15 protein-coding genes and 1 riboswitch are annotated in these 17,915 nt (G+C 52.7%); of the genes, 5 read left to right on the top strand and 10 right to left on the bottom strand.

What is annotated here, in order from left to right; genetic code table 11:
- Positions 1-29 precede the first annotated feature (29 nt).
- The 7 genes from AB1E22_RS16755 to fbaB form a co-directional block, all read right to left on the bottom strand.
- Positions 30-803 carry an ABC transporter ATP-binding protein gene (locus AB1E22_RS16755; protein ID WP_367597391.1) on the bottom strand — a complete coding sequence of 258 codons (774 nt, stop codon included), beginning with the start codon at positions 801-803 and terminating at the stop codon, positions 30-32.
- A gap of 19 nt (positions 804-822) precedes the next feature.
- On the bottom strand, positions 823-1,689 hold the full coding sequence (locus AB1E22_RS16750; RefSeq protein WP_367596360.1) for an ABC transporter ATP-binding protein: 867 nt from the start codon (positions 1,687-1,689) through the stop codon (positions 823-825).
- Positions 1,661-2,566, bottom strand: coding sequence for an ABC transporter permease (locus tag AB1E22_RS16745; RefSeq protein ID WP_367596359.1), 906 nt, complete (start codon positions 2,564-2,566; stop codon positions 1,661-1,663). The genes AB1E22_RS16750 and AB1E22_RS16745 overlap by 29 nt, the downstream gene beginning before the upstream one ends.
- Positions 2,563-3,600 (bottom strand): ABC transporter permease, encoded by a 1,038-nt coding sequence (locus AB1E22_RS16740; RefSeq protein ID WP_367596358.1) that lies wholly within the window; start codon positions 3,598-3,600, stop codon positions 2,563-2,565. Before AB1E22_RS16740 ends, AB1E22_RS16745 begins: the two co-directional genes overlap by 4 nt.
- Positions 3,597-5,222, bottom strand: a complete 1,626-nt coding sequence (locus AB1E22_RS16735) for an ABC transporter substrate-binding protein (RefSeq protein WP_367596357.1) — start codon at positions 5,220-5,222, stop codon at positions 3,597-3,599. Before AB1E22_RS16735 ends, AB1E22_RS16740 begins: the two co-directional genes overlap by 4 nt.
- A gap of 85 nt (positions 5,223-5,307) precedes the next feature.
- Positions 5,308-6,462, bottom strand: a complete 1,155-nt coding sequence (locus AB1E22_RS16730; protein WP_367596356.1) for a mandelate racemase family protein — start codon at positions 6,460-6,462, stop codon at positions 5,308-5,310.
- 369 nt (positions 6,463-6,831) lie between these two features.
- On the bottom strand, positions 6,832-7,884 hold the full coding sequence (gene fbaB / locus AB1E22_RS16725; protein ID WP_367596355.1) for a class I fructose-bisphosphate aldolase: 1,053 nt from the start codon (positions 7,882-7,884) through the stop codon (positions 6,832-6,834).
- Between the two features lie 278 nt (positions 7,885-8,162).
- Between fbaB and AB1E22_RS16720 the strand changes: the two genes are divergently transcribed.
- Genes AB1E22_RS16720 through AB1E22_RS16710 form a run of 3 tightly spaced genes read left to right on the top strand, consistent with a single transcriptional unit; the run spans position 8,163 to position 11,423 of the window.
- Positions 8,163-9,440, top strand: coding sequence for a nucleoside permease (locus tag AB1E22_RS16720; RefSeq protein WP_367596354.1), 1,278 nt, complete (start codon positions 8,163-8,165; stop codon positions 9,438-9,440).
- Positions 9,440-10,456, top strand: coding sequence for an ADP-ribosylglycohydrolase family protein (locus tag AB1E22_RS16715; RefSeq protein ID WP_367597390.1), 1,017 nt, complete (start codon positions 9,440-9,442; stop codon positions 10,454-10,456). The genes AB1E22_RS16720 and AB1E22_RS16715 overlap by 1 nt, the downstream gene beginning before the upstream one ends.
- Entirely contained in the window at positions 10,443-11,423 is a 981-nt protein-coding gene (locus tag AB1E22_RS16710) for a PfkB family carbohydrate kinase (protein WP_367596353.1), read from the top strand. Before AB1E22_RS16715 ends, AB1E22_RS16710 begins: the two co-directional genes overlap by 14 nt.
- On the opposite strand, the gene AB1E22_RS16705 is transcribed toward AB1E22_RS16710, so the two are convergent.
- From AB1E22_RS16705 to thiM, 3 genes are all read right to left on the bottom strand, one after another.
- Positions 11,397-12,143, bottom strand: a complete 747-nt coding sequence (locus tag AB1E22_RS16705; RefSeq protein ID WP_367596352.1) for a GntR family transcriptional regulator — start codon at positions 12,141-12,143, stop codon at positions 11,397-11,399. The genes AB1E22_RS16710 and AB1E22_RS16705 overlap by 27 nt on opposite strands.
- A 125-nt stretch (positions 12,144-12,268) precedes the next feature.
- Positions 12,269-13,078 carry a bifunctional hydroxymethylpyrimidine kinase/phosphomethylpyrimidine kinase gene (gene thiD / locus AB1E22_RS16700; protein WP_367596351.1) on the bottom strand — a complete coding sequence of 270 codons (810 nt, stop codon included), beginning with the start codon at positions 13,076-13,078 and terminating at the stop codon, positions 12,269-12,271.
- Positions 13,075-13,863, bottom strand: a complete 789-nt coding sequence (gene thiM, locus AB1E22_RS16695; RefSeq protein WP_367596350.1) for a hydroxyethylthiazole kinase — start codon at positions 13,861-13,863, stop codon at positions 13,075-13,077. Before thiM ends, thiD begins: the two co-directional genes overlap by 4 nt.
- Positions 13,864-13,899: 36 nt before the next feature.
- A riboswitch (TPP riboswitch) is annotated at positions 13,900-13,996 on the bottom strand.
- 366 nt (positions 13,997-14,362) lie between these two features.
- On the opposite strand from thiM, the gene AB1E22_RS16690 reads away from it, so the two are divergent.
- Positions 14,363-15,283, top strand: a complete 921-nt coding sequence (locus tag AB1E22_RS16690; RefSeq protein WP_367596349.1) for a transporter substrate-binding domain-containing protein — start codon at positions 14,363-14,365, stop codon at positions 15,281-15,283.
- Between the two features lie 400 nt (positions 15,284-15,683).
- On the top strand, positions 15,684-17,867 hold the full coding sequence (locus AB1E22_RS16685) for a sensor domain-containing phosphodiesterase (protein ID WP_367596348.1): 2,184 nt from the start codon (positions 15,684-15,686) through the stop codon (positions 17,865-17,867).
- Positions 17,868-17,915 lie beyond the last annotated feature (48 nt).

Here is a 17,915-nt window from a genome sequence, read left to right as displayed (position 1 = left end):
AGCAGGCAGTTCGGGGGCACAAAAAAACGTCAGAACTTCGCCACCTGCTGGGCCATTTCACGGCTATATTGGCGGCTGGCGTTAACCAACATCTGCGTATAAGGCTCCTGTGCAGCACCGCTGATCAGATCATCGGTGCTGAGCGATTCCAGAATACGACCGTGCTGCATCACCCCGACGCGATGGCATAAGTGGGCGATCACGCCTAAATCATGCGTCACCATTAAGTAGGTCAGTTTCGATTCCTGCTGCAAATCGGCCAGCAAATTGAGAATTTCTGCCTGCACCGAAACATCCAGCGCCGACGTCGGCTCATCAAGCAACAGTACTTCCGGCTCCAGCACCAGCGCCCGCGCAATCGCGACACGCTGGCGCTGCCCGCCAGAAAGCTGATGCGGGAAACGGGTGCGAAACGCGCGATTTAAGCCGACTTTATCCAGCATCATGTTAATGCGCCGGTCGCGGTCGGTGAAATTCTGAATTTGCAGCGGCTCTTCCAGAATGTCGCCGATAGTGTGACGCGGATGCAAAGAACCGTACGGGTCCTGAAACACCATCTGCACCATACGGCAGCGCTCGCGGCTAATGCTGTGTTCAAGTTCCGTGCCGTCAATCGCCAGCTTTCCCTGCCAGTGGGTAAACAGCCCCGCCAGGCATTTCAGCACCGTGGTTTTCCCGGAGCCAGACTCGCCCACCAGGCCGAAAATCTCGCCGCCCTCAACGTTAAAATTCACATCGAACAGCACCTGGTTGGTTTTCGCCCCTTCGCCGAAGGTTAAATTAAGCTGGCTGACTTCAATCATAGATGACATGCGTTGCTCCTTATTCAGTTAGCCAACTGGCCTGGCGTTGCAGAACCGGCAGATGCTCGCGGCGTTTGTCCATATCCGGCAACGCGCTGATAAGCCCCTGGGTGTAAGGATGCTGCGCGTTGTCGAGATCTTTCGCGGCGATAGATTCCACCACCCGCCCGGCGTACATCACCAGCACGCGGTCGCAGAAGCTGCGCACCAGATTGATGTCGTGACTGATAAAGATCAGCCCCAAACCGCGCGACTGCACGAGATCGTCGAGCAGCGCCAGCACCTGCAAACGCACTGAAACATCCAGCGCAGAGGTCGGCTCATCGGCAATCACCATTTCTGGGTCGGTGATCAACATCATGGCAATCATGATGCGCTGGCCCTGGCCGCCGGAAACCTCATGCGGATACAGGTTGTAGACGCGTTCCGGCTGGCGAATACGCACCACTTCCAGCATCTCCAGCACCTTCTGCTTTGCCTCTTTATGACCCACGGGATGGTGCGTCAGCCAGGCTTCAGCAATTTGATCGCCGACGCACATCACCGGATTTAGCGAGTATTTCGGATCCTGCATAATCATTGAGATGCGCTTGCCGCGCACGTCGCGCATTTGCGCATCCGTTGCGTTCAGCAAATCCACCTCGGCAAACTGCATGCGCTCGGCGGTGATTTGCGCCTTTTTAGGGTGAAGCTGTAACAGCGCGCGCCCTACGGTGGATTTCCCGGAACCGGACTCGCCAACAATCGCCAGCTTCTCGCGTCCGAGCTGGAATGAAACGCCACGCACCGCGTGGGTTTGCAGGCGACCGTTAACGAAAGTGACGTTCAGGTCGCGTACATCAAGCAGTTGCGGCGAATTATTCGCTGCGAGGATCGAGGATGTCACGTAAGCCATCTCCCAGGAAATTGAATGCCAGACTGTTGATTAAAATCGCCAGCCCCGGAATCGTTACTACCCACCAGCACTCCATCATGTAAGTGCGCCCGCTGGAGATCATCGCCCCCCATTCCGGCTCCGGCGGCTGTGCGCCAAGCCCTAAGAAGCCAAGACCGGCGGCGGTGAGGATGATGCCCGCCATATTCATGGTGATACGGATAATCACCGACGGCATGCACAGCGGCACAATGTGACGCCACAGCACGCGCACCGGTGAGGCGCCCTGCAAACGGACGGCAGAGATAAAATCGGCCTGCCGCAGAGAGAGCGTTTCCGCTCGCGCCAGACGCGCAATCGGCGGCCAGGCGGTGAGCGTAATCGCAATAACCACGTGCTCGAGGCCGGGGCCGAGTGCCGCCACAAACGCCAGCGCCAAAACCAGGCTTGGGAAGGAGATGAAAATATCGGTGATGCGCATCAGCACCATATCGACTTTGCCGCCGAAGTAACCCGCCGTGACGCCAAGCAGCAAACCCAGCGGGCCAACGGTGACCGACACCAGCAGCACGATGTAGAGCGTAATGCGCGAACCGTAAACCAGGCGGCTAAAAATGTCGCGGCCAAACTCGTCGGTGCCAAACCAGTGCGCCGCATTCGGGGCGGTCAACGCATTATTCAGATCCTGCACCAGCGGATTATACGGCGCTATCCACGGCGCAAAAATCGCCACCATCAATAGCAGGAACACAATTCCGCCGCCGATCGCCGTCAGCGGGTTACGCGCCATTTTGCCGATAAACCCAACCGCCTGCAGACCGGCGCGCTTAAAGCGCAATGAACGTTCATCGGCGGCGGTGAGCTGTGGAGTTCCAAAGGAGACGGTCATGATTTTGTCCTCGGATCAAAAAGTTGGTAAAGCATGTCGGACAGCAGATTGAGCAGAACGAAAATCACCCCCACTACCAGCACGCATCCCATCACCGCATTCATATCGCCCAGCAACAAGCTGCCGGTGAGATAAGACCCAAAACCCGGCCACGAGAACACGGTTTCAATCAGCACCGCGCCTTCCAGCAGCGAGCCGTAAGCCAGCGCCACCACCGTCAGCAACTGCACAAGAATGTTGCGGAAAGCGTGATTCCAGATAACCTGGCGTTCGGTCAGCCCTTTTACCCGCGCGGTGATAATAAATTCCTGCGAGAGCTGCGCCAGCATAAAGCTGCGCGTCATACGGCTGATGTAAGCCAGCGAGTGGAAGCCCAATAAACAGGCAGGTAAAATCAGGTGATTGAGGGCGTTAAAGAATACCGCGCTGTTGCCTGCCAGCAATGAATCGACCAACAGCAACCCTGTGCGACGCGGGACTAACCCATCCAGACCTAAATCAATGCGCCCTGCGCCGCCCACCCAACCAAGCCAGGCGTAAAACAGCAGCAGCCCCATCATGCCCACCCAGAAAATCGGCGTGGAATAACCGGCCAGGCTGATAATGCGCACCGCGTAATCCACCACGCTGTTGCGGCGAGCCGCCGCCCAAACGCCCAGCGGAATCCCCAGACCCGCGCCGACGATAATCGCCACCGTCGCCAGCTCAAGCGTTGCCGGAAAGACGCGCAGAATATCGTCCACCACCGGTTTACCGGTCAGCAGCGCGTTGCCTAAATCCCCGTGCAGCAGGCCGCCAAGATAAATCCAGAACTGCGTTGCCAGAGATTGATCAAAGCCCAGTTGGTGATAAACCTGCTGATAAGTGCTTTGGTCCGCATCCGGGCCGACGATAGCCAGCACCGGATCGATCGGCATCACGCGGCCAATAAAAAAGGTCAGCAGCAACAGGCCAAACAGCGTGATCAACACCTGGCTTAATCGTTTTGAGAACCGCCGGGCGCGGCCGCCGGGCGCAAGTAAAATCATGCTCATGATTTATCCTCCCCAACAGGCATTTTATAAACATCACGCAGGAAAGTGGTCGCCGACGGATGCGGCTGGTAGTTCTGCACTTCTTTGCGTACCACCACCGAGTCCACCATTTGTGAAAGCGGCAACAGCGCGGGGATCAGCGCGTCGTAACGGGTCTGTATCGCCTGGTATTCCTCGAGCTGTTTCGCCGGGTCGCGTTCAACCAGCGCCTGGTCGATTTGCTGATTCAGCGTTTTGTCATAGAAGCTGGTCCGCCAGCCCTGGAAGTTAGTCAGGCGTGCCGCGTCGCTGTTATCTGGGTTGTAGACCAGCGAACGCAGGCTGGAATGGGGATGCGGCTCCACACCGCTGCCACCGCGCCCGACCAGCATGTCGAACTTGCGCTCGCGCATTGCGCCGTAGATCTGGTTGCCCGTTCCGGTGACGATTTTCGCGTTAATGCCCGCCTGCATCAGCGTGGACTGCACCGCAATGGCGATGTTCAGGAACGGTTGGTCAGCCAGCACGCGCAGGGTGGTATCAAACCCGTCGGGATAGCCCGCCTCCGCCAGCAGCGTTTTCGCGCGCGGAATATCCAGCGTGTAACCAGGATTCGCAAGCGTAGCAGGCATTCCAGATTGGATAGGACGCTGGTGCAGCACGCCGTAGCCCGGCATCAGCGCTTTGTTGATGCCCTGATAATCAATCAGGTAACGCACCGCTTCACGCACTTTAGGGTTGGCGAAATGCGGCTCTTTCATGCTCATGGCGACGTAATAAATCGTGCCTTTCTTAACGGCATCGACGGTTAATTCCGGGTCTTTTCGCAGGGCATTCACGTCCGATACCGCCATGTTGCTGGCAATATCCAGGTCGCCCTTGGCAATCATCAGGCGTAAGGTTTGCGACTCCTGGAAGTGACGGAACACCACGCGCGACAGCTTCGGTGCGCCGCGCCAGTATTCTGGGTTTCGCTTCATGCGCAGCACGTCTTTGGCTTGCCATACGTCAAGGCTGAACGGCCCGGAACCCGCTTCGTTGGTGGTTAGCCAGCGGTTGCCCCAGTCGTCATTTTGCACGTGCTTCTGCACGGTTTTGCTGTCCAGCACTACGACGCTGCCGAGTGCTGCCAGGGAATAAATAATCAGTTGCGGGTCATTGGCTTTCGGCAGCGTGATTTCCACCGTTGCGGCATCCAGGGCTTTAACATGCTCATCAACGTTCTTTTTACTGAAGCCGTAGGACTTCCACACCGACGCCTGCGCAAGGTTCAGGTGCAAAATGCGGCGCATCGACCACACGACATCATCGGCGCTCAAAACGTTGCCAGAGTGGAATTTCACCCCGTCGCGCAGATGGAAAGTCAGGCGATTCCCGTCTTCGGAGATCTCCCAGGACGTTGCCAGCGCGGGGCGCACATTCGTGAGTTTTGCCGGGTCTAATTCCACCAGCGAGTCATAGAGGTTTACCACCAGCCCGACGACTTCGTTCCCGGTCATCGCCGCAGGGTCCAGAGTCAGCAGGTTGTTCATATTCATGCCGATGATCAGCTGGTCAGGCGGCGTTTTTGCCAGCGCCGGGCCGCTGCCGAGCATGAAAAGGAGCGTGAGCAGCCACGCCCCCCGTCGGGAGCTTCGATTCATGATAGATACCGTTTTTGTAGGGTAGAAATGACCCAGCGTCGTGCGCCGGGCTTATTATTGTTCAGCTACTTTGTTCAGCTATGGATCAGTCGCGGCTGACGGTATGCGTTTCGATATAGTCAAAATTGATGTCTTCACCGAGGCCCGGACGCTGCGGCAGATGCACAAAACCATCGGCGTCCATCGGGTCAACGATGCTGTTGAGGTACGCAGCGGGCTCGTCATATTCGAGGAACGGATGCAGTAAACCGCGTTCGTACCAACGGCAGTTGCGGATCGCCCCGACCACTGCCAGGCTTGCCGCGCCGTTGCCGTGAACTTCGCAATCCATGCCGAAAGATTCAGCCAGCGCCGCCACTTTCATGGTTGGTGAAATGCCGCCCACGCCGTTTGCTCCGGCGCGCAGAATGTCGCACGCGCCAGCTTTCACCCAGTCCGCGCGGCTGTGATGCTTGCCGCCCAAGCTTTCCGGCCCGACAACGTCGATGGAAAGATTCTGCGAAAGCCAGACGTAGGACGCCATGCTCTCTTCTTCCATCGGCTCTTCAAACCAGGCAAAGTTGAGTTTTTCCAGCGCTTTGCCGATATACAGCGCCTGGCTGCGGCTGTACCAGTGGTAGCCATCAAGCATTAAGTCGATGTCCGGCCCTACGGCTTCGCGCACGGCGGCGCAGGCTTTGACATCCATTTTAGGATCTGGGGCAAAGGCGACCGGCGGCATCCAGGTATGAAGTTTTATGGCTTTATACCCGCGAGCAACCAGCTTTTCAGCGAACTGACCAAACTCGTCTGGTGTGGATAATCCGCCTTCCAGTTCGTCACCGCACATGGTGCTGCCGTAGGCCGGAACTTTGTCACGGAAACCGCCGAGCAGTTTGTAGACCGGCATTTTCAGTTTGCGGCCCATTAAATCCCATAGCGCCTGTTCGACAAATGAAAGTGCGCGTTCGGTGAGTTGATGTGCGCTCCCGCGCTGCCAGTGCACCAGATCTTGCCAGATGCGCTCGCGGTTAAACGGATCCTGCCCCACCAGCACCTTGCGGAAAAACGCATTTACCACAAATGGGCGCACCACTTCCGGCGGCGCGAACGAATAGCCGCAATCCCCTTCATCGGTGGTGATGGTCAGCATTGCCATTTTTGCCAGGCTTTCCGCGCCGGGATGAGAGTGGCCTGCGCTGTCTGAAACACGGCGGGTTGGGTAGGTAAAAACGGTTACGTTTACGGATTCTATTTTCACGATCGTGATGGTCCTTTTTAACGACGAATACGAGAGAAATCAGTATCGAACTTGGTGCCAGAGCAAAAGAGTGTCAGGGAAAGATAGGTTATATTCGGATTTAAAACAGCGTTTCATCAAACAATGTATGCGTAAAAAGCGACCTTTTCCTCGGTCAAAGGTGCGTAAATACATGCGTTTTTTTGGACATCTGTCCAGGGTGGCGTGACGCTTTTCACAAATTGTTATGGAATTGTGACGGGGGTAACTGAGGGGGAACAAGTGTGTACTGACCCCCACCCAGCCTCCCCCTTGCTAAGGGGGAAGAGCTAAAACTCCCTCCCCTGGAAAGGGGAGGGCTGGGGTGGGGGCCGGGGAGATGGCGTTCAATCAGGCAATCGTCACCTTACTATTCAGATAAACATCCTGAACCGCATTGATTAACTTCACACCTTCCGACATGGATTTTTTGAACGCTTTGCGACCGAGGATCAGCCCCATCCCGCCTGCACGTTTGTTAATCACCGCCGTACGCACCGCGTCGGTAAGATCGGTTTCACCGCCCGCGGCACCACCGGAGTTAATCAGCCCGGCGCGTCCCATGTAGCAATTGGCGAGCTGATAACGTACCAGATCTATCGGGTTATCGCCGGTCAATTTGGTGTACACCCGGTCGTCGGTATACCCAAAGTTCACTGCCTTATAACCGCCGTTATTTTCCGCCATTTTCTGCTTCACAATATCGGCCCCGATAGTCGCCGCCAGGTGGTTCGCCTGCCCGGTAAGGTCGGCGCTCACGTGGTAATCCACCCCGTCTTTTTTAAAGTCCGAATTACGTAGATAAGCCCAAAGCACGGTCACCAGGCCGAGTTCATGCGCGCGTTCAAACGCGCTTGAGATCTCCTCTATCTGGCGGCGCGATTCTGGCGAGCCGAAGTAAATCGTCGCCCCAACCGCTACCGCGCCCATATTGAAGGCTTGTTCAACGCTTGCATACAACGTCTGGTCGTAAGTGGTTGGATAACTCAACGTTTCGTTGTGATTGAGTTTGACGAGGAAAGGAATGCGGTGTGCATAACGACGCGAAACCGAAGCCAGCACGCCGTACGTCGAGGCGACACAGTTGCAACCCGCTTCTATCGCAAGCTCAACAATATTCTTCGGATCAAAATAGAGTGGATTTGCCGCAAACGATGCCCCTGCGGAGTGTTCCACGCCTTGATCAACCGGTAAAATAGAGAGGTAACCCGTGCCTGCCAGGCGCCCGGTGTTATATAGCGTCTGCATATTACGCAGCACCGCAGGTGGGCGATTGTTATCCACCATTACGCGGTCTACATAATCCGAACCTGGCAGATACAACTGGTCTGCCGGAATAGTCATACAACGATGCTGTAACAAGCTGTCGGCGTCTTTGCCAAGCAACTGCGCAATATCAGTCATAATACGCTCCCGTAAATTCAGCGAGCCCCCTGCCCGCCGAGGATGAAGATTCCTGAGCCATTGATTCCATGGAAACAATGGGCAAGCAGTAAGCCTGGTACTGGTGCCATGTATTCGCCACTTACAGGAGCACTTTCGGCCTAAACCGTGATGTAAAGCGGAGCGGCCAGCGGGTTATTTTTGCAACAGCGATCAAAAAAGCAACCCAAAGGTATTTAAAAGGTATTATTAATTGGTATGGTCAAGGTGTACCCAACACAAGCATGAAGGTTCAACGTATGAAACGTACAACACTTAGCCTTTCATTCATGATGTTTATTGAATGGTTTATCTGGGGAGCGTGGTTCGTCCCTCTTTGGCTGTTCTTGAGTAAAAGCGGATTTAGCGCCACGGAAATCGGCTGGTCTTACGCCTGTACCGCCATCGCGGCAATTTTGTCGCCGATTCTGGTCGGCTCGCTAACCGACCGCTTCTTTGCCGCTCAAAAGATGCTGGCGCTGTTGATGTTTGTCGGCGCAGGGCTGATGTATCTGGCCGCCCAGCAGACCGAGTTCATCTATTTCTTCCCGCTGCTACTGGCTTATTCCCTGACTTACATGCCCACCATTGCGCTCACCAACAGCATCGCTTTTTCCCATGTTGAAGATGTGGAGCGCGACTTCCCACGGATTCGCGTGATGGGCACTATCGGCTGGATTGCATCAGGCCTGGTGTGCGGATTCCTGCCGCAAATGCTCGGCTATAGCGATATTTCACCCACCAACGTGCCGCTGCTAATAACCGCCGCAAGTTCCGCATTACTGGGGGTTTTTGCTCTGGTATTGCCGCATACGCCGCCGAAAAGCACCGGCAAAATGAGCCTGAAAGTAATGCTTGGCCTGGACGCTATCGTGTTACTGAAAGACAAAAACTTCCTGGTCTTTTTCTTCTGCTCTTTCCTGTTTGCCATGCCGCTTGCGTTCTATTACATCTTCGCCAACGGTTATCTGACCGAAGTTGGGATGCATAACGCAACCGGATGGATGACGCTCGGCCAGTTCTCCGAAATCTTCTTTATGCTGGCGCTGCCATTCTTCCTTAAACGCTTTGGCATTAAAAAGGTCTTACTGCTTGGTCTTATTACCGCAGCTATTCGTTATGGCTTCTTCGTCTACGGCGGTGCCGACCACATCTTTACTTACGGCCTGCTGTTCCTCGGCATTTTGTTGCACGGCGTAAGCTACGACTTCTATTACGTCACCGCTTATATCTACGTTGATAAAAAAGCACCGGTACATATGCGCACCGCCGCTCAGGGGCTGATCACGCTTTGCTGCCAGGGCTTTGGTAGCCTGCTTGGCTACCGCATCGGCGCAGGGTTAATGGAAAAAATGTTCGCTTACCCAACGCCGGTAAACGGCCAGACCTTCAACTGGGCGGGAATGTGGGGTTTTGGTGCGGTAATGATCGCGGTGATCACCGTGCTGTTTATGGTGTTCTTCCGCGAATCGGACAAAGAGATCACCACCATTGCGGTTGCTGGCAACCGAACTGAAAAAGAGTTAAAGGAAGCATAATCATGGAAAATCGTATTCTCGGGGCCTTTTACGGCCAGGCGTTAGGCGATGCGATGGGCATGCCGTCTGAACTTTGGCCGCGCTCACGAGTAAAAGCGCACTTCGGCTGGATCGATCGTTTCCTGCCGGGGCCTGCCGAAAACAACGCCGCCTGTTATTTCGACCGCGCGCAGTTTACCGACGACACCTCCATGGCGCTGGCGCTGGCCGACGCGATTATCGAACATGAAGGCGCAATTAACCCGGACGCTATTGGCCGCCATATTTTGCATTGGGCAGAAGGGTTCGATGCGTTTAACAAAAACGTGCTCGGCCCGACATCCAAAATTGCCCTCAAGGCGATTAAACAGGGCACGCCGGTGAGCGAGCTTGAAAACAACGGCGTCACCAACGGCGCGGCGATGCGTGCCTCCCCGCTCGGTTGCCTGCTGCCGACGCATAATCTTGATGCGTTTGTGGATGAAGTGGCGCTCGCATCAAGCCCGACGCATAAATCCGATCTCGCGATTGCGGGTGCGGTGGTTATCGCCTGGGCGATTTCGAAGGCCATAGAAGGGGTAAGCTGGGAGAGTATTTGTGACGAGCTGCCGTCAGTTGCGCGCCATGCCCAGGAAAAACGCGTCACGACCTTTAATGCCTCACTCGGCGCACGTATCGAACTGGCGTTAAACGTTGCCCGAACCGCGCGCGGCACCGAGTCCGGCATGGAGCAGATTTATCAGTTGATTGGCACCGGCACCAGCACCATTGAGTCCGTTGCGGCGGCGATTGCGATGGTGGAGCTGGCGCAAACCAACCCCAATCGCTGTGCGATATTGTGCGCAAATTTGGGCGGCGATACCGATACCATTGGCGCGATGGCGACGGCGATTTGCGGCGCGATCCACGGCGTGGGAAGTATCGATGCATCGCTAAAACAGCAGCTTGATGAGGTTAATCAGTTCGACTTTACCCGCTACAGCCGCATCTTTACGGCCTATCGTAAACAGCGGGAGGCACGCAATGAAAGCCAGTGATCTTCACGCCCGGCTCCCGACACTCGCAGCAAAACGCCCGGTTTGCGTCCTGGGTTCGGCGGTGATTGATGTGATTGCCGACGCCTACGCCCTGCCGTGGCGCGGGTGTGATATCGAACTGCAACAGCAAAGCGTAAACATCGGCGGCTGCGCCCTGAATATTGCGCTCACCCTTTCCCGGCTCGGCATTGCGGCAAAAAATGCGCTGCCGATTGGCCAGGGAACGTGGGCCGACATCATCCGCGCCAGTCTTGAAAAACAGGGCATCCGCAGCGAAATTCACACCAATAGCGGGGATAACGGCTGGTGCCTGGCGCTGGTTGAGCCTGACGGTGAAAGAACGTTTATGTCGTTTCGCGGCGTCGAACATCAGTGGAACCAGACGTGGCTGGATCAGTTACAGCTTGCGCCAGGTACTCTGCTTTCGCTTTCCGGTTATCAGCTCGCAGGCCCATGCGCAGAATTACTGGTGAGCTGGCTGGAATCGCTGAAAGAGGTGACGGCGTTTATCGATTTCGGCCCGCGCATCGCCGATATTCCCGCGCCGTTGTTGGCAAGAATTATGGCCTGCAAACCGCTGGTGTCGCTCAATCGCCAGGAAGCCGCCATTGCCGCAGAGGGGTTGAACGTGGCTGGGGATGATATCGAAGGCATTTGCCGGGCGTGGCTTGAGCGCTACGCTTCGCCACTGATTGTGCGCCTCGACAAGCAAGGTGCGTGGTTTGCCTCAGCGGAAGACATCGCGCTGGCAGCGCCGTTCCCGGCGCAGGTGGTCGATACGATTGGGGCCGGAGACAGCCATGCCGGTGGCACACTGGCGGGACTCGCCGCTGGCTGGAGCCTGGGTGATGCGGTTTGTCTCGGCAATGCGGTTGCGTCTTACGTGGTCAGCCATCGCGGCGGCGATTGTGCGCCGCTCATTGAGCAACTGACTGAGGCGCTACTCTTCGCAAATAAAGACGTATAAATCGCTGCGGCAGTAACTGATGCTGTATTCGATAGGTCGATTTTGCGGGTCAAACGCCACCTGTTTGATAACCAGAACCGGCACCGGCGTTTCCAGTTTAATGTGCGACTGAAATTCGCTGTCCGGCATTCTGGCACTGACGCGGCTGCGGGTACGCTGCGGGATAATATTCTGGCTGCGGAAGTAGTCATACAGCGAAACGCCGATGTCGTCAGCATCGGCGATAAGATCCGCAGGCACGTAGGACTCTTCCACCGAAACCGCATCTTCGTCCACATAGCGAATGCGCTTGAGCAAGAAAACGTCGCTATCTTCCTTCACACCCAACTGCTCTGCCACTTCCGGGGAGCATTTCACCACGCGCTTATTCACCCATAACGTATCCGGCTTTTTCCCCCGCAATACCACCTGTTGGGAAAAGCCACGCGCTTCTTTCAGCGAATATTCAAACGTGTGGTTGATCTGCGTGCCATAGCCACGGGAACGCGTCACCACCCCTTCATCTTCCAGCGTTTGCATGGCTTTGCGCACCGTGATGCGCGAAACGCCGGTCAACTGGCTGAGATCGCGCTCGCCGGGCAAAATATTACCCTGGGGCAAAATACCGCTGCGTACCGCCGACTTTACCGTTTCCGCAAATTTCAGATACAGCGGCATGTTATCCGCCTGCGAAAAACGCCGGGTGAGCTGCTCTATTAGCTGAGTGTGAACCAGTTCCATGTCATGTAAGCTCAGGAAGATTAGGTGAAAAGCAGTATAACCCAATGGTCTTGCAATGGTATTCCCGCGTCAAAACCATGAGGATATCGTAGGTCGGATAAGCGCAAGCGCCATCCGACATTAACTCACCACCACGCGTGAAAATGATGCACCGGCCCGATCCCATGCCCGACTTCCAGTGAGTCCGCCTGCTCCAACGCTTTTGATAGCCATGCTTTCGCTACCTCAATGGTTTGTGACCAATCGCTATAACGCGGGCGAAGAGCCGCTAACGCCGCCGACAATGTACAGCCTGTGCCGTGGGTATGGCGGGTTTGCACGCGCGGAGCGGTAAAACGCTGTGCCCCGTTACGGGTGAATAGCCAGTCCGGGCTTTCGTTATCATCAAGATGCCCGCCTTTCATTAGCACCGCTTTGCAGCCCAACCCTAGCAGTGCATCGCCCTGCTCTTTCATTTCACGCTCGTTTTTTGCGTGCGAGGTAGCCAGCAAGGCTGCGGCTTCGGGCAGATTTGGCGTAATCAACGCGACCTGCGGCAACAATCGACGACGCAAACTTTCAACGGCGGAAGGCGCCAGCAGCGGGTCGCCGCTTTTTGCCAGCATCACGGTATCAAGCACCACGTTTTGCGCCTGATAAAACGCCAGCCTTTCAGCCACCGCTTCCACAATATCCGTTTCCGCCAGCATGCCGATTTTGATGGTATCGATACGCACATCGCTTAGCACCGAATCAAGCTGAGCGGCAACAAACTCAGGTTCGATACGATAAACCGACTGTACGCCGCGCGTGTTCTGCGCGACCAGGGCGGTAATCACGCTGGTACCGTACGCGCCTAGCGCTGAGAAAGTTTTCAGATCCGCCTGAATACCCGCGCCGCCGCTCGGGTCAGTTCCTGCGATGGTCAGCGCGTTAATGCGTTTTAAACCTTTCATGCCAGCGCCTCCGCATTAAGCGCGTAGAGCGCATCCAAAAACGCCGGGGTAAAACTGCCGGGCCCGTGGCTTACGGTAATCGCCTGCTCCCCCGCACGCTTCATAAACTGGCAGGCCGCAGCCACATTATCCAAACGCGAGCCGGGCAACGCGCAGCAGGCGGCCACAACTGCAGAAAGCGCACACCCTGTGCCGACGACTCGCGTCATCAATTCCCCGCCGCCTGCAACATGCCATGTGTTTTTGCCATCGGTCACATAATCTCGCTCACCCGTGATGGCGACAATCGCCCCGGTATACTGAGCGAGCCTTTGTGCCGCGGGTAATGCTGAAAAGGCATCGTCTGTACTGTCCACGCCACGACCACCGGATTGTTCCCCCGCCAGAGCTAAGATTTCTGAGGCATTACCGCGAATGGCAGCGGGTTTGAGAGTCAGCACGTCGAGGGCAAAGCGGGTGCGAAATGTCAGCCCGCCAACGGCAACCGGATCAAGCACCCAGGGTGTGGAGGATTCATTTGCGGCGTGAATGGCGACCAGCATTGCATCGCTGCGTTCGGCGGTAAGCGTACCGATATTGATAAGAAGCGCACCGGCAACTGCGGCAAATTGCGCGGCCTCTTCGGGCTCGATCACCATTGCAGGTGCAGCACCTATGGCAAGCAAAACGTTGGCGGTAAAAGTCTGCACCACATCGTTGGTCATGCAGTGAACCAGAGGGGAAGCGTGTCGTAAATCGTGTAAAACCGTCGCGGCGCGATGGCCGGGTAGCAGGTCAGGTTGCATCGTAAAAGCTCCTGCCCGGCGTGAAGAAGGGATGACCTGGCAGGCATCTGACTTCCCTACGCTGGCATTATCCAGATCAGGTGGTACGGGTATTTCTCAGCCTTCACAAAGAAGGGCACCCCGAGTCATCGAGAAATCATAAAGATGATTAATCGCCGTCCAGAATAAAGCCCCCTTTGCGTTCTGTAAACCTCTCATGGCTGACTGCTGTTTAAACGCCTAATCTGCCGGGGTGATATATTTAAAGGATTATTATTTTGACCAATTAGTAAAAACATAATCACAACATTTTTAATTACTTTCCAACAGAAGCTAATAACACCTCCTGAATATTATATAGCCATAAACAAAGCCTCAGCCGATATAATAAATTGGCACCCGTCAGCTTTACGTGTATAACTAGCTAAAAATATTTACTTTTGTTAAATGCCGTTAAAAACACATAAACTCAACAAGTTTCATAACTATATAAAACAAAATAACGCATGGATAAAACAGAATGACAAAAATATTTAACCCGTTAACGACATGTGTTCTTTTTGTTTGTTGTTTGTTTAGCTCCCTGGCAACAGCGCAAAAATCAAAAACCATAGATAACATCACGAAGACACATCAAATAAATATCGCTTATCGTGACGCCCCACCTTTTTCATATAAAACAGCCAACGGAAAAGTTGTTGGTTATGTTATCGACTTATGTAATGTCATTATTAATGACATGAGTAAACGCCTGAGCATCCCTGATTTAAAAGTTAATTACATTGATAATAAATACCTGCCTGAGAGGGATGCGCTGCTACGTGAACAAAAAGTGGATATGATCTGCTCAGTTAATGCGAATGTCGTTGAATGGAAGAGCATTGCTGATTACTCCACTCCCTATACTTACTCCTACACAAGATTTGCCACGCTTAAAGATAAAAAGATCGCCCGCATTGAACAATTAGCGGGACATACCGTGACGGTCACGGCCGGGTCTGTCGATTCCATTGCGCTGAATCAGGCAAACCGTGAGTTGGGTTTGAATATGCTAGTCATTTCAACGCCGACCATGGAAAAGGCCTTTGATTTGATGCAAGACGGGACGGCATCTGCGGCCTTTATTAATGACATTTCCCTAAAAGAGATCATCGAAGCAAGAAACGATGAAAAATCATTTTCCGTCAGCGAAAAAGGGGTTGGGAAACCGCAGTTTTTTGTCATCCTGCTCCCTCATGATGACAATGAATTTAAGACGCTGGTCAATCAAAGCCTGTGTAAAATTCGGCGCTCGCCTGACTTCGCCAAACTTCATAACACCTGGTTTAATACCCCTCTGCCTTATTTAAAGCTGAACTTGCAGACACCGTTCTCGAAAGAGATGGATCATATCCTCTCGCAAAGTGACAATTGTAATGAGATAAATGCCTCAAGTAATTAGTTTGTAATTAAATAGACAGCCATAAGAACATTCCACCACAACAACTAACATTTGCAGCATGAGTACAACATATGATTTTAACAAGATGGCGCAATCCATTTGACTCGCAGATAAATTCAAGATGAAATCAGCGATTACTCTTTAGTTGAAAATGTGTTTAATGAACCCCTGATATTCTCAATATACTTCACGCCAATTAATACGCCTGTAACGCTTGATGCTTGCAAAAAAAAATGAATAAAAAGTTAAAATGTTATTATGAGAAAGTTTAATGAAGTTTAGGGGCTTGCTTTCAAAATCAGCTACTCGAGAGATTTCAGCATTTAAACCGAGTAAAAAAAATCATAATTCAGGGCAACAGTCCTTTATAAGCCAGTTTTGGCTATTTCCGCTGGGGAAAATGGGATTTTCTGATGGTCTAAAAAAACACATTGTTCTTTGTGGATCATTTTTTATTTTGTATGCCTTAGCAAGCCGTCTTAGCAACAGTATTGATATTGCGGGTACCCCTCTCAGACTGTATGACCTGACGCTGCCGGTGATTTCGGCCCTGCTAATCTTATACAATCTGCGCGCCCTTCCTACCCTTGCTTTGTTTGCGGTTTGTAGTTTTTATTCGCACCCGCTGAATGAATTTCTGGGTATTGCGGCTCAACTCGTCGCAGCCCTGGTGAGCAGCAAACTCTATTTTTGTGCAACGGGTAAATACGGGGCGGTCAGCTTTGGCCGCAGCCAACTGAGTTTGCAACGAATTTGCTGGCTTATCTGCTTTAATACTTTCCTTTTCATCCTGTTCCACCAATGGTTACTGCTGAAATTTCATTTCATCACTGCGTCTGATGCCAATATTTTCAGCATCACTACCCTGCTGAATATTCAGTGGATGCTCACCTCATGCCTGACCGGCACGCCATTCTGTTACCTCATTCTGAGAGCCTTCTACAAGCCGGCCTGGTTTTTCAACTTTTTGCGGCAGGTTAAAGACCTGATAGTTTATGGCCCGCGCGCAATCTATCAAATTTCGTGGATAGCGCTGTTAGCCGGGATTATTTATTGCCTGGCGTCCACCAATAAAGACATTTTGATATTTACGGACTACACCATAATATGGCTCTTACCTATTATGCTGTGGGGTTCGATATGCCTCGGTCATGCTTTAATTAACCCGATATGGGTTTTCATGCTCATCCTACTGGGAAATTATATTGATAATTATATCTCAGTGACTAACGCATTTCATTTTGAGCATTATACAAACCACCTGGCCCTTATCTCTTCAATGATATTTATCTTCTCATTGACCATTGTTATTGTGGGTGTATTAGCCACCAGAATTGTAAGGTACATCGGGCATCTTAAAAGAGTCTCTTTGTCTGAACCTCACACCGGTTTACCCAATCTACGCGCCTTGAAAGACGATATTATTCTTAACCCCCGCGCTGGATTGTGCAGCATCCAGTGCCCGGAATTAAACTCTCTGACACAAACCCACGGCATTACCTTTCGTTTTGAGTTTGTTAAAGCGGTTGCCGGTTACATAGCCCCCCTGCTGAAAGAGAATGAAAGTATCTATTACAGCCCAGGGTATGGGATTTTATTACGTCTGAATCAGGTCGATGAAACACTGATAGATCCTTATTACAAAGCGATGTCCTCGTTCCGTTTTTCATGGGAAGAAATGGAATTAGGCCTGAATTTTGGGATCGCCTATATGGTTTACGAAAATTGCATCAGTAATTTGTCATATATTGTCGGTCAGCTTTACGCCAGCACTTTTGTCTCTCTTCAGCAGGGGAAACCACAGGTTTTGAATATGCAGCAGCAAGATAATGATGCTGCGGGCCCAGGTGAAGTGCGCCATTTTTTGCAGAAAGCATTGGATGAGAAATCCTTCATGCTGGTGGCTCAACCTATCGTATCCGCGAAAGGTGACGATCAATACCATGAAATTCTCATTCGAATAAAAGCTTCAAATAATAAAATCTTCTTCCCGAATACTTTCTTGCCGCTTGCCGAAGAAGCAGGGCTGCTGGCGGAAGTTGATATGACGGTCATTGAGCAGGCATTTCGTTTCATGCAATCGCTCGATCCCTCGCAGGATAACAGCCGCTTTTCAATAAATCTGACGCCGCAGTCGCTGATCAAAACTGACTTTCAGAAGAGATTGTACTTTTTGTTTAAAAATTATGGCATCAGCCCAGAGCGCATTATCTTTGAAATTATTGAATCAGATATTATTGATAATATTAATGCCTCTAAAGTTCTGCGAGAGCTTCGCAATCTCGGTTGTAAGATTGCGATTGATGACTTCGGAACCGGCGCATCCAGTTATTCACGCCTGAAAAATTTAGAGGCTGATATACTTAAAATTGACGGCTCTTTCATTCGAAATGTTGTTAATGAAAAATTCGACCACTTTATTGTTAAATCATTTTGTGAAGCTGCGCAATTTAAAAAGCTGGAAGTTGTCGCCGAATTTGTTGAAAGCGAAGAGATAAAACAGATGTTAATATCAATGAATGTAGACTGGCTCCAGGGTTATCATACGGGAAAACCTGTTCCTGTTGAGTTGCTACGGAAATGATGACTCTCTTTTCGTGACAAGAGTTGTGGGTGCAGTCATTCCTGAATG

It is taken from the genome of Buttiauxella gaviniae (assembly GCF_040786275.1).
Classification (GTDB): Bacteria; Pseudomonadota; Gammaproteobacteria; order Enterobacterales; family Enterobacteriaceae; genus Buttiauxella; species Buttiauxella gaviniae_A.
This window is presented reverse-complemented; position numbering and strand designations above follow the sequence as displayed.